The sequence below is a fragment of the Micromonospora sp. NBC_01638 genome (assembly GCF_045209745.1).
Taxonomy (GTDB): domain Bacteria; phylum Actinomycetota; class Actinomycetes; order Mycobacteriales; family Micromonosporaceae; genus Micromonospora.
The window spans coordinates 2,795,314-2,807,197 of sequence record NZ_CP109273.1 but is presented as its reverse complement, the minus strand read 5'-3'; the positions used below and the strand labels follow the sequence as shown (position 1 = coordinate 2,807,197).

The 11,884-nt window shown below is 71.1% G+C and carries 14 protein-coding genes; 7 read left to right on the top strand and 7 right to left on the bottom strand.

Annotated elements, in window-relative coordinates:
- The first annotated feature begins 65 nt into the window (after nucleotides 1-65).
- From OG811_RS13330 to OG811_RS13310, 5 genes are all read left to right on the top strand, one after another.
- On the top strand, nucleotides 66-425 hold the full coding sequence (locus OG811_RS13330) for a hypothetical protein (protein ID WP_406074543.1): 360 nt from the start codon (nucleotides 66-68) through the stop codon (nucleotides 423-425).
- 156 nt (nucleotides 426-581) lie between these two features.
- The gene (locus OG811_RS13325; protein WP_406074541.1) at nucleotides 582-1,379 is read left to right on the top strand and encodes a hypothetical protein; all 798 of its coding nucleotides are present in this window, start codon (nucleotides 582-584) and stop codon (nucleotides 1,377-1,379) included.
- 33 nt (nucleotides 1,380-1,412) lie between these two features.
- Nucleotides 1,413-1,754 (top strand): hypothetical protein, encoded by a 342-nt coding sequence (locus tag OG811_RS13320; RefSeq protein WP_406074540.1) that lies wholly within the window; start codon nucleotides 1,413-1,415, stop codon nucleotides 1,752-1,754.
- Nucleotides 1,755-1,785: 31 nt separating this feature from the next.
- Nucleotides 1,786-2,193, top strand: coding sequence for a pyridoxamine 5'-phosphate oxidase family protein (locus OG811_RS13315; protein WP_406074538.1), 408 nt, complete (start codon nucleotides 1,786-1,788; stop codon nucleotides 2,191-2,193).
- A 247-nt stretch (nucleotides 2,194-2,440) separates the two neighbouring features.
- Nucleotides 2,441-3,085: a C39 family peptidase gene (locus OG811_RS13310; protein WP_406074536.1), complete on the top strand. Its 645-nt coding sequence runs from the start codon at nucleotides 2,441-2,443 to the stop codon at nucleotides 3,083-3,085.
- A 99-nt stretch (nucleotides 3,086-3,184) separates the two neighbouring features.
- Here OG811_RS13310 and OG811_RS13305 read toward each other — a convergent pair whose 3' ends face one another.
- Entirely contained in the window at nucleotides 3,185-3,367 is a 183-nt protein-coding gene (locus OG811_RS13305) for an antitoxin (protein WP_406074534.1), read from the bottom strand.
- Between the two features lie 214 nt (nucleotides 3,368-3,581).
- Between OG811_RS13305 and OG811_RS13300 the strand changes: the two genes are divergently transcribed.
- Nucleotides 3,582-4,685, top strand: a complete 1,104-nt coding sequence (locus OG811_RS13300) for an AI-2E family transporter (RefSeq protein WP_406074532.1) — start codon at nucleotides 3,582-3,584, stop codon at nucleotides 4,683-4,685.
- Here the strand turns inward: OG811_RS13300 and OG811_RS13295 are convergent, their stop codons facing one another.
- Nucleotides 4,686-5,339 (bottom strand): dienelactone hydrolase family protein, encoded by a 654-nt coding sequence (locus OG811_RS13295; RefSeq protein WP_406074530.1) that lies wholly within the window; start codon nucleotides 5,337-5,339, stop codon nucleotides 4,686-4,688.
- Between the two features lie 169 nt (nucleotides 5,340-5,508).
- Between OG811_RS13295 and OG811_RS13290 the strand changes: the two genes are divergently transcribed.
- Nucleotides 5,509-5,691, top strand: coding sequence for a hypothetical protein (locus OG811_RS13290; RefSeq protein ID WP_406074529.1), 183 nt, complete (start codon nucleotides 5,509-5,511; stop codon nucleotides 5,689-5,691).
- A gap of 45 nt (nucleotides 5,692-5,736) precedes the next feature.
- Here the strand turns inward: OG811_RS13290 and OG811_RS13285 are convergent, their stop codons facing one another.
- From OG811_RS13285 to OG811_RS13265, 5 genes are all read right to left on the bottom strand, one after another.
- A complete protein-coding gene (locus tag OG811_RS13285) occupies nucleotides 5,737-8,109 on the bottom strand; it encodes a glycoside hydrolase family 65 protein (RefSeq protein WP_406074527.1) in 2,373 nt (790 codons plus the stop codon).
- Entirely contained in the window at nucleotides 8,106-8,912 is an 807-nt protein-coding gene (locus tag OG811_RS13280; protein ID WP_406074526.1) for a beta-phosphoglucomutase family hydrolase, read from the bottom strand. The genes OG811_RS13285 and OG811_RS13280 overlap by 4 nt, the downstream gene beginning before the upstream one ends.
- 55 nt (nucleotides 8,913-8,967) lie before the next feature.
- Nucleotides 8,968-9,432, bottom strand: coding sequence for a DUF4442 domain-containing protein (locus OG811_RS13275; protein ID WP_406074525.1), 465 nt, complete (start codon nucleotides 9,430-9,432; stop codon nucleotides 8,968-8,970).
- Nucleotides 9,433-9,495: 63 nt separating this feature from the next.
- The gene (locus OG811_RS13270) at nucleotides 9,496-10,488 is read right to left on the bottom strand and encodes a hypothetical protein (protein WP_406074523.1); all 993 of its coding nucleotides are present in this window, start codon (nucleotides 10,486-10,488) and stop codon (nucleotides 9,496-9,498) included.
- A 93-nt stretch (nucleotides 10,489-10,581) separates the two neighbouring features.
- The gene (locus tag OG811_RS13265; RefSeq protein ID WP_406074521.1) at nucleotides 10,582-11,883 is read right to left on the bottom strand and encodes an ABC transporter ATP-binding protein; all 1,302 of its coding nucleotides are present in this window, start codon (nucleotides 11,881-11,883) and stop codon (nucleotides 10,582-10,584) included.
- Nucleotide 11,884 lies beyond the last annotated feature (1 nt).

The following is an 11,884-nucleotide window of genomic DNA, read 5'->3' as shown; positions in this document are numbered from 1 at the left end:
GCGGTCACGCCGGACCGGACCGTCGCCGTGCTGCGACATGCCGGGGCGGGCGATAGGTTGGTCTGGTGTCGTCCGCAGCGTGTGTCCGCCCAGCCCGACGGGCTGTGCTGCGGTCACTGCGGGACCTGACCAGGCTGGCGGTCACCGCGCTGGTGCTCGCGGTCGGCCTCGGTGGCGTTCTCGCCGCGACACCACCGCCTGCCCCGACGCAGCTGCGGCCCAGTGCCGTGAGCAGCCGGGTGGCCACTGTCCGCCCCGATGCCGCCCCGGTCACCGAGCGGGCGGGCCAGCCCGCTGCCGCCCCGCCGGCTGGCACGGTCGATACCGCCGCGGTGGCCGCTCCGTTCACAAAGGGCCCGGGGCACACACCGGCCATCGACCCCGGCCGTGGCACTCCAACGCGACGCGGCCCACCCGCCCGCTGATCCAGGCCCGGCGCTAGCTCCGGGGCCCGGTCCCGGGTAATCCGTCGCGGCACCTGAGCTGTCGTCGACGGGATGACCCCGCCACCCGGCCGACCGGTGCTGTCGGGCCCCTCCTGCCGCCCGTCGATACCCGCCTTCGACCGCAAGGTGCTGATCATGCAATCCATCCTCTCCGCCGCCCTGCCCGACCTGTCCCGCGCCGCCGTCATCTGGCTGAGCCTGCTCGGGGTGGTCGGGGTCGCTGTCTCCGCTCTCCTGCTGCGGCCCGGCCGGCTCCGCTTCGACCCGGGCGCCCGGATCCGCCGCGCGGCCATGCCGAGCCAACTCGAACAGGCGCAGGAGGAACGGGAGCAGAGCCGCTACGCGCAGGAGGTCGCGGTGGCCGCGGAGGGGGCGACCAGCACCGCGCAGCGCCGCCGGGCGGAGTGGGTGGCCGCGCAGGAGGCGGTCGAGGCAGCCTGGCAGACGTACGAGGCGGCTGAGGCGGCCGTGCGGCGGCTCGGCGCTGCGGCCGCGATGCCGCTCCCGCACACCGCCCGGACTCCCTCCGAGTACGTGGACCGCGAGCGCTACCTGCACCGCGCCGCCCTGGACGCGTACTGGCGGCGGGAGCTGTCGGTGGAGCAGCTCAGCGGCGTCTTCGCGCACCGCGACGGCTGGGACCCGCGGCTGCACCCGGTCGAGCAGGAGCTGGTGCTGCAGCGAGCGATCCGGGACAACCTGGCGGCCAGGCACGCCGCCGCCCGCGAGCAGGAGCAGGTTGCCTGGCGGGCGGCGGAGCTGGCCGTGGCGGCGGCCCGCAGTCTGCGCGAGGAGGCCCACGCTGCCACCGGACGACGGGTCGCGGAGTCGGCGTCGGTGCTTTCGCTCAGCGAGGTTGCCCGGCCGTCGGTCGAGCAGACCCGGGACAACAAGGTGATCGCCCGCGGCCGAGCGACGGTGCCCGCGTTCTGAGCCGAGCGGTGTCGGGTGGGTTAGCGTGACGGCATGTCCCGACAGGCCTGGGTCCTCGTGGTGATCGCCGGCATCCTGGCGATCGCCACACTGGTCGGTGCCGTGCTGCTGGCGGTGCGGGTGGTGCGTACGCGACGGCTGCTGACCGGGCTCGGCGCGGGCGGCAAGGTCGCCTTCTACGGGGCGCTGATCTACACGATCTTCCCGATCGACGTGCTCCCCGATCCGATCTACCTGGATGACATGGGTGTCCTGGCCGCCGCGTTGATCTACCTCACCCGGCTGGTGCACCAACGCCGGGCGACGGGTCGCCAACTGCCCGGTCAGCCGGACGCCCCGCCGGATCGGGACCGGGTACGCCGCCGCGTGCCATGATCGAGGTCGGTTCGGCGGACAGGGGACGGGCATGGCGGGCGATCATCGGTTGGACGTGCGCGATGAGTGCGTTGTCGCCTTCTGCGCGGAACGGCACCTCGCGACGCTGACCACCCTGCGTGCCGACGGCACCCCGCACGTCGTACCGGTCGGGGTGACCCTCGACCCGGCGGCCGGACTGGCCCGGGTCATCACCTCCGGCACCTCGCGCAAGGCCCGTCACGTGGCGGCTGCCGGCGCGGCTGGAGCGCCCGTGGCCGTCTGCCACGTGGATGGCCGACGCTGGCTGACCATCGAGGGCCGCGCGGTGCTCCGGTCGGATCGGGGCGCGGTGGCGGAGGCGGAGCGCCGCTACGCCGAGCGCTACCGGCCCCCGCGCCCGAATCCGGAGCGGGTCGTCATCGAGATCACCGTGACCGGGCTGCTGGGGAGCCTCTGACCTGCCGCGTGGCCCAGGCAATGCCCGGTGTCAGGTTTAAGCCTTTTGGGCCGTTTTGGTGACGGTGCGTTCGCGACGCCCGCACTCCCTCCGTCGGCGGAATGCCCGCCAGAGCGGAGCCGTTACGTACCTGGTACGCCCAGGTCCGAGAGCACGCCTGGTCGTCGCCGTGCTGTTGCCGAGCGCCATTCCCGGTGCTGCCGCCCTCCGCCAGTCGGAGGCGCCAACCCCGAACGGAGACTCGACCATGAACCCGATCGCCCAGAAGAGCGGTCTGTCCGTCGTCGGCCTGCTGGTCGCCGGCGGTTGCGCCCTCGGTCCGGCGGTAGCCGCACAGGCTGCCCCGGTGCAGGCCGCCCCGACCTCGTCGAACCAGACCGACCGGTCGGCGGAGCGGATCCTCGGCATCGACTACCAGGCCCAGCCGAACTTCTACTACTGCGGCCCGGCCGCGACCCGGATGGCGTTGTCCGCCCAAGGCAAGGCGTTCTCCCAGGATGAGGTGGCCCAACTGCTCGGCACCACCGAGGCGGGCACCCCTTCGGCCCTGGACACCACCCGGGTGCTGAACGAACTGGCCGGCGGCAAGTACCGCACCACCGAGATCCGTGACTCGGTGGCCCGCCCGGATCAGGTCGAGCAGCTACGCCGGGACGTGCGGGCCGCGGTGGACGCCGGCCGACCGGTGGTCGCCAACGTCAAGGGCACGACCGTGGACACCGACGGCAACCCGCACTCGTACGAGGGCGGCCACTACCTGACCCTCGTCGGCTACCGCGACGGTGGCGACATCATCCGGGTCGCCGACCCGGCCAACCCGGCGCTGGGCGAGTACTGGATGAGCCTGCCGAAGATCGCCAACTGGATCGCGGAGCGCGGCTACTCCTCGTGATCCTGACGGTTCACCGGGCCGGTCTCCCTTTCAGGGAGGCCGGCCCGTCCTGCGTACGCGTCCGAACAGCAAGCTGCGGCGCGGGAGGCATCCGGCACGTCAACGGACCTGGTCGCCCTCACCGGTGCGCGCCTGGGCCTGGTCCACGCCCTTGTCGATCTGGTCCTCGTACTTGCCGCCGGTGCGCTTGTCGGCCATGTCGCCAGCCTTTTGCACACCCTGGTCGACCTGCTTGTCGTGCTTGTCGGCGAAGTCCTCGGCCTTGTCCATGAAGTCACCCACGGCGCGCTCCTCCTCCAGTCGGTCTGTCCCAGAGACGTTCCCTTGGACAGAAAGTGCAAACGCGGTCGTTCTGGGTGCGGTCCGCGAACCCCCACCTGGGACGTCGCGGCCGGCGTACGGTCCGCGCGGACAGCGGCCTGCCCAGCGGTGGCGATACGGGTGTCGGCACACGCCCGGCCGGGTACCGACCTCGTCGAGATCGAGGAGGACCGACATGGCGGCAGAGGAACCCGAAGTGACGACGGGCGGCACCGGGCCGCGCCAGACGTGGGCGACGCTGCCCTGGCTGGTCCGGACCGCGGTGTTGTGGAGCGCCTGCCTGGTGGTGACAGTCGCCGGGCTCTACCTGCTGAGCCGGATCGCCGTCCTGCTGGCACCGCTGGCCATCGCGCTGGCCGCCACCATCTTCCTCACCGCGCTGCTCGACCCGGTGCTGCTCCTGCTGCGCCGGCTGCGACTGCCGGCGGCACTGGCCGCCCTGTGCACCGTCCTCCTGCTGCTCGGCATCCTGGTCGGCGTCGGCGCGTTGGTATGGAACCTGACTGCCAGCCAGTTCGACCAGCTCAGCCAGGAGTTGACGCAGGGGGCTGAACGCACCCGGGACTTCGTGACCTCCACGCTGCCGGTCACCGAAGCACAGCTGGACCGCCTCGTCGACCAGGCCCGAGAAGGGCTGGGCGGCAGCTCGCCGGACCCGGTGGCGGGTGCCCGGACCGTGACCGAGGTGTTCGGCTCCGCGCTGCTCGCTCTGGTGCTGCTCTTCTTCCTGCTCAAGGACGGCCGGTCGATGTGGCACTGGGTGCTGTCGCGGGTATCCGGCCCGAACCAGGCCGTGATGGCCGAGGCCGGCCGGGCAGGTTGGCAGACGTTGGGTGCGTACAGCCGGGGCACCATGTTGATCGCCGCGATCGACGCGATCGGCATCGGCCTGGCTCTGGTGGTGCTGCGGGTGCCGCTGGCCCTGCCACTGGCGCTGATCACCTTCCTCGGCGGTTTCGTGCCGATCATCGGGGCGACGGCGGCCGGCGCGGTGGCGGTGCTGGTCGCACTTGCCGCGAACGGCCCCACCACCGCACTGCTCACCCTCGCCGCGGTGATCGCCGTGCAGCAGATCGAGGGCAACCTGCTGGAGCCGCTGGTCATGAAGCGGCAGGTCCGACTGCACCCGGCGGTGATCCTGGTGACGGTCACCGCGGGCACCCTGATCGCGGGCATCGCTGGCGCCTTCGTCAGCGTCCCGATCACCGCCGTCCTCTGGCGCGTCATCGACACCGTCCAACAGCGTCGCTCCACCTCGACCCTCCTGCCGGCGGACTGATCATCGGCTGAGGTGGGTGACGAACCAGCTGCCCGCCTGGTCGGCGACCTGTTCAAGGGTGCCGGGCTCCTCGAAGAGATGGGTCGCGCCGGGAACCACACGTAGCTCACCGACCTCCCCCAGCTCGGCCAGCGCCCGCTCGTTGAGCGTGATCACTTCCTCGTCCAGGCCGCCGACCAGCAGCAACGTCGGGGTACGCACCTGAGCCAGCGCGTCGGCGGCCAGGTCCGGCCGACCGCCCCGGCTGACCACAGCACTCACCCGATCCGCGCGGGACGCCGCCGCGACCAGGGCGGCGGCGGCCCCCGTACTGGCCCCGAACAGGCCGATCGGCACGTCGCCGGCGGGGCGCTCGACCGCCAACCAGTCGACGATCCCGGCGAGCCGACTGGCCAGCAGCCCGATGTCGAACCGCAGTTCGGCGGTGCGTGCGTCCACCTCGTCCTCGGTCGGGGTGAGCAGGTCCACCAGCACCGTGCCGAGCCCCCGACCGTTCAGCGCACGGGCCACCGACACGTTGCGTGGGCTGTGCCGAGAGCTGCCGCTGCCGTGCGCGAAGAGCACGACACCGACCGACTGAGCGGGCAGCATCACGTCGGCGGGGAGTTGAGCGTCCCCGACCGGAATGGTCACCGTGTTGCGCTGCTCGTCCATGCCCCACCTCCACGTGCTCGCCGGCGACCTGGATACCCCGCCCGCCGCGCCGCACGCATCGGGCGGACCCCGCCGCAGGTCGCGTTTGCGGGAAGGGCCGTCGGGTACGCGACGAACGACCGCAGACCGTGTCGGCGCAACCGCGCCCCGACGGATCGCGAGGATCGCCATGGCCAAGCAGCAGACGTCCCAGCAGCAGCAGATGGACGACGAACGGAACCGGCGGGAACAGGACGCCGAGCGCAACAAGGACTTCGGAGACCGGGCCGTCGAGGCCCGCCTGCCCGACGATCCCCGGGCGATGGCGCCCCGAGACGCGATCGGGCGCCCGTCGACCGGAGAGCCGGTCTGACACCGGCGCGAGGCGGTCGGGGCGGGGAAACTCCCGCCCCGACCGTCACTGCTCGTGCTCGGGCAACCGCAGCAGCGGCGACCTGCCCGGTGGGTGCTCCGGCGGAGGCCCGGACGGCTCGGCCGGCGGCACCGGCACCGTCACCGGCTCATCGCAGGTGACCCGTATCACCTGGTCGTGGTGGCGCAGTTCCACCACGTCATCCGGGCCGCCGTGGCGGAGCGAGTATGTCGTCTGGTGCGGCCGGACATCCACCCGCAGTGACAGCCCCCGCCATTGCAGGGAGAACTCCAGCCGGTTGAGCCGGCTGGAGAGCCGGGGCGTGAAGGACAGCTTGCCGTCATGGTCCCGCAGACCGCCGAACCCGCTGACCAGGGCGAGCCACGCACCAGCCAATGAGGCCATGTGCACGCCGTCCCGGGTGTTTTCGTTGAGGTCGTGCAGGTCCATCAGTGCGGCCTCGCGCAGGTAGGTGTGCGCCAACTCCGGGTGGCCCACCTCGGCGGCGAGCACCGCCTGGGTGCAGGCCGACAACGACGAGTCGCGTACGGTACGGCGCTCGTAGTAGAGGAAGTTGCGCACCTTCTGCTCGGGGGTGAACGCGTCCCCTCGCCAGTGCATGGCCAGGACCAGGTCAGCCTGCTTGACCACCTGCTTGCGGTACAGCTCGAAGTACGGGTAGTGCAGCAGCAGCGGGTATTTTTCCGCCGGTGTCTTCGTGAAGTCCCACTCCTCAAGACGGGTGAAGCCGTCCACCTGCTGGTGGACGTCGAGCTCCTCGTCGTACGGGACGTGCATCGAGGTCGCGGCGTCCCGCCAGCTCGCGGCCTCCTCGTCGGTGACCCCGAGGTGGAACGCCTCGTCCCGGTGGCGCATCACCGCGTCGGCGGCGGTCAGCAGGTTCCGCTGCGCCATCAGGTTGGTGTAGATGTTGTCGTTCTTCACGGCCGTGTATTCGTCCGGGCCGGTGACACCGTCGATGTGGAACTGCCCGTGCCGATCGTGGTGGCCCATCGAGCGCCACAGCCGGGCGGTCTCCACCAACAGCTCCAGCCCGATCTCCCGCTCCAGCTCGGTGTCTCCGGTGACCATCACGTAACGGCGCACGGCATCAGCGATGTCGGCACCGATGTGAAAGGCCGCCGTGCCGGCCGGCCAGTATCCGGAGGATTCCGGCCCCTCGATGGTCCGCCACGGAAAAGCGGCACCCTTGAGGTTGAGCGTGTCGGCACGCTCCCTCGCCGAGTCCAGCGTGCTGTGCCGCCACTGCAACGCGCTGCGCACCGCGCTCGGCTGGGTGTACGTGAGCACGGGCAGGACGAACATCTCGGTGTCCCAGAATGCGTGCCCGTCGTAACCGGGGCCGGTCAGCCCCTTTGCCGAGATCGGTCGCTGCTCGGCGCGGGCGCCGGCCTGGAGCACGTGGAAGAGACCGAACCGGACCGCCTGCTGCACCTCCGGGTCACCCTCGACCAGCACGTCGGCTGCGTCCCAGAACGCGTCAAGATAGTTGCGCTGCTCCCGGTGCAGCCCGTCCCAGCCGTCCAGCCGTGCGCCAGCGAGGGCCGCGCCAACCTGGTCGCGCAGCGCGGGTAGCGACCGCCGGCTCGACCAGCTGTACGCCAGATACTTGATCACCCGCAGCTTCTCGCCGGGCTGGAGCACGCAGGCGATGGTGGTGCGTACCCAGTCCTCGTATCCCTCGGACTCGATGGTGATGTGGTCCGGGCCGTGCACCTCGTGCTCCATGGCGGCGGCGACCCGCAGGCCAGAGACCTTGGTGCGGTGGATCAGCTGCCCCCCGTCCGGGGTGGTGAGCTTCTCCTCGGCGTGCAAGGGCGATTCCAGCACCGCTGCGACCCGGGGGTCCTTGCTCTGCGCGGGCAGCGACTCGTTGGCCACCAACTCGGACTGCACGATCAGCCGCAGCGGGCCTTCGACGGCCTCCACCTCGTAGCTGATGGCGGCCACCGACCGCTGGGTGAACGAGACGAGTCGAGTGCTGCGGACCTTGACCTCGCGGCCGGCGGGCGAGCGCCAGTGCAGCTCCCGGTGCAGAGTGCCGGCCCTCAGGTCGAGGATCCGCTCGTGGGCCAGCAGCTCCCCGTAGCGCACGTCGAGCGGTTCGTCGTCGACGAGCAGGCGGATCAGTTTGCCGTTGGTGACGTTGACGATGGTCTGCCCGGACTCGGGGAACCCGTAGCCCGCCTCCGCGTACGGCAGCGGACGCAACTCGTAGAACGAGTTGAGGTAGGTGCCGGGCAGGCCGTGCGGCTCACCCTCGTCGAGGTTGCCGCGCAGCCCGACGTGCCCGTTGGAGAGCGCGAAGACCGACTCCGACTGGGCCAGCACGTCCATGTCCAGCTGGGTCTCCCGGATGTGCCACGGTTCGACCGGATAGGCCCGCTCCCGGATCACGCGAGACCCCCTTCGGCGGTCGAGTGGTGGGCGGCAGCGCCGCGGGTCGGTGCCGACGGATCGGCGGAGTCGAGCAGGTCGGCGAGGTCCTTCACCACGATGTCGGCGCCGTGCGCGAGCAACTCGTCGGCCTGCCCGACCCGGTCGACGCCGACCACGTAACCGAAGCCACCGGCGCGGCCGGCGGCCACCCCGGAGAGTGCGTCCTCGAAGACGGCGGCTTGCGTCGGGTCGACGCCGAGCAGCCTGGCCCCGGCGAGGAAGGTGTCCGGCTGCGGTTTGCCGCGCAGCCCCTGAGCCCGGGCGACCAGCCCGTCGACCCGGGCCTCCAGCAGCGGCTCCAGCCCTGCTGCGGCGACGACCTCGCTTCCGTTGGCGCTCGCGGTCACCACGGCCCGGCGGAGCCCGGCGGACGCCGCCGTCTTCAGGTAGCGCACCGAGCCCGGGTAGACCTCGACGCCGGAGGTGCGCAGACGCTGTAGCAGCAGGACGTTCTTACGGTTGCCCACGCCGTTGACGGTGTCGGCGTCCGGCGGGTCGTCCGGGCTGCCCTCGGGCAGCACGACGCCCCGGGAGGCGAGGAACGACCGGACGCCGTCGGCGCGGGGCCGGCCGTCGACGTAGCGGTTGTAGTCCGAGCCGGGATCGAATGGTTGGAACGGTTCCCCGGAGGCCGTGGCGCGCTGCCGGAGAAAATCATCGAACGTCTGCGTCCAGGCGGTGTTGTGCACACTGGCGGTCTGCGTCAGCACACCGTCCAGATCGAAGAGACAGGCAGTCACGTGAGCAGGTAAGCCCAGCACGGTACGAATCTATCCCACTGGGCTCGCAGACCTGTTTCCACCCCGCCAGCACGGTTCAGTTCGGTCGCAGCGTCCAGACCACGGTCATCGCCGAGGTGGGTTTGCCGTCCCCGGTCGTGATTTCCACGTCGACAGGGAACTCCGGCCGCCGGCCGGACTCCAGCTCGTCGATCACCTCGAGAGCCGGCCGGCCGAGCCGCGCGGTGGCCAGCACCGGGCCCATGGCGAGCTTGCGGTAGGCGATCTCGGCCCGGACGGCGAGCGGCACGGCGCGGTCGAGAAGCTGCCCGAAGGCGGCCAGCACGACCGCGCCGGAGGCCGTCTCACCGAGGGTGAACATGGCACCGGCGTGCGGGCCACCGATGTGGTTGTGGGTGGCCGGCGAATCGGGCATCCGGACGACTGCCCGCACCCCGCCCTCCGCCTCGCGTGCCACCTCGACGAATTCGAAGCCAAGCGTACGGGCGAAGGGCACCGCTTCGAGCATGCCGGCCGCCACCAGGCGGGAGTCGATGGTCATGGCCTGACGTTACTAGTCAGTAACCAGGCCGGCAACCAGGGACTTACCCGATATCGACGAAGCTCAGAGGTTGCCGATGGTCCGCAGGATCTCCGCGTAGAAGTTGCCGTCGATGCTGCGGAAGAAGGAGAAATCCTTCCCTGGGTCACCGAAGAACGGGCGCAGCGTCCACGCCAGCTGGGTGCCGACGAAGCCGAAGAGCAGGATCCAGACGTAGAGCAGGGTCATGCTGGCCGGCCGCTGCGTCGGCTCGCCGCGTCGGACCGGGCGGCCCTCCCACGGGCGGTGTGGCGCCGGGTAGCCGGGCGGGAACGAGGTGCCGGCCGGCTGGCCGGTCCACTGCGCCGGAACCTGGGCCGGAGCTGGCGCGGCGGTGGCCGCACCGTTCGAAGCCGACCCGGCCACCGCCGCCCCGGTCGGCACGGCGACCGGCTCGGCACTCTGCACAGCGACCGGCGCCGCAGCCGGCACCGACCCGGCTGGCACGGCAACCGGCGCGGGCTGGGCCGGAGCCTGGGCCTGGGCCGGCGCGTGAGCGTTGGCGGCCTCCGGGGCGAGCAGGCCGTTATCGTTGAGCACCTGCATTCCGCCGGTCAGGAAGCGCAGCCCGACCAGCGCCGACAGCGTCAGGATCGCCACGTTGAGCAGTTTGAAGAACCCGTAGTCGGGCGCGGTGATCAGGAAGAAGAGGCTGATCGGCGCGAACGCCACCGCGAGCATCGAGGTGACCGTGATCGCCACCATCACCAGCGCCAACGACTGACGCACCGAGAGCCGGGCACCGAAGACCAGGTTGAACAGGTAGAGCGTGGGCAGGCAGATGGCCAGCGTGACCAGGAACAGCAGCGGCAGCTTCAGCGCCGAGGTCAACGCCATCAGCGGGCTGTGGAACGCCCCCAGCACCGCCCCATAGCAGGCCAGCGCGATGGCGGAGCTGGCCAGCATCCGCCCGGTCAACGCGTTCAGGTCACGCTCGGCCACGATCTGCTGCCAGATCCCCCCGCGATCCCGGAGGATGCGCTCGATGACGAGCGGGCTGGGACGGTCACCCGACACGGGTGCACTCCTCTCGGTGAACTTTCACAGTGGACTGATGCGCAGACCGTAGGACACCGGCTGGCAGGCCCGCCACCCTGCTCCGGCGGGCCGTCAGCGCCAACCCACGTCGATCCGGGCGCCGCGCTCGTCGAAGAAGTGCAGCGCGTCCATCCGCACCGAGACGGCGAGCTGGTGACCCGCGGCGACCGCCGGGTACGGTGCCAGCCGCACCGCCAGTTCCGCCGGGCGGCGGTGGTGCCGGCCCGGATCGGGAAGCACACTGGTCTGGGTGCCGCCACCACTGGGCACCTCCTGCGCCTCCACCGGCTTGCCGGTGAGTCGCTGCATCACCGAGCCGAACCGACGTAGGCCGCGCTGGCCCACCGGCGGCGGCTCGAGTGGCGCGCCCATCTCGTCGACCACGATCGCGGTCGCACCGATGTCGAGGAACGCCAGCGACTCGTGCCCGTGGTGCTCCAGGTAGCGGATGCGTCCGCGCAACACGTCGCCGGGGCTGTCCGGGGCGACCGGGGTGAGCGCCTCGGCACGCATGCCGACCACGATCCGCTCACCGTGGTAGTGCGCCACCGCCCGACTGCGGATGTCGTCCCAGGGCAGGTAGAGCGACTGTTCACCGAGGTTGAGCGTCACGTACCGGTCGAGGTGGACGTAGACCGACGCCTCCAGCAGATTCATCCGCGGGCTGCCCAGGAAGGCGGCCACGTAGAGCGTCGCCGGTCGGCCATACACCTGGGTGGGTGTGCCCACGTCCTGGAGCACGCCGCGGCGCATGATGGCCACCCGGTCAGCCATGGTGAGTGCCTCGGCCTGGTCGTGCGTGACGTAGACGGTGGTGACGCCCAGCTCCCGCGTCAGGCCCGAGATCTCCGCGCGCAGCTCGGCGCGGAGGCCGCTGTCCAGGTTGGACAGTGGCTCGTCCATGAGGAACAGGCCGGGCCGGCGGACGATCGCCCGGCCCATCGCCACCCGCTGCCGTTGCCCACCGGAGAGCTGGCCCGGCTTGCGGGCCAACACGTCACCGATGCCCAGCGCGCTGGCCACGTCACTGACCCGCTCACCCCGCGGTTCCGGTTCGATCCCGGCCAGCCGCAGCGGAAAGGCGATGTTGTCGCCGACGGTCATGTGCGGATAGAGCGCGAAGTCCTGGAAGACCATGGCGATCTTGCGATCCCGCGGCGGCAGGTCGTTCGCCAGCTCCCCGTCGAGCAGGACCGCGCCCTGGGTCGGATCCTCCAACCCGGCGATCATGCGCAGCACCGTGGACTTGCCGCAACCGGACGGCCCAAGCAGCACCATGAACTCGCCGTCGTTCACATCAAGATTGATGCTGTCGACGGCCAGCGTGCCATCCCTGAAGACCTTGGTCACATCCTTGAGCGTTACGGTGCTCACC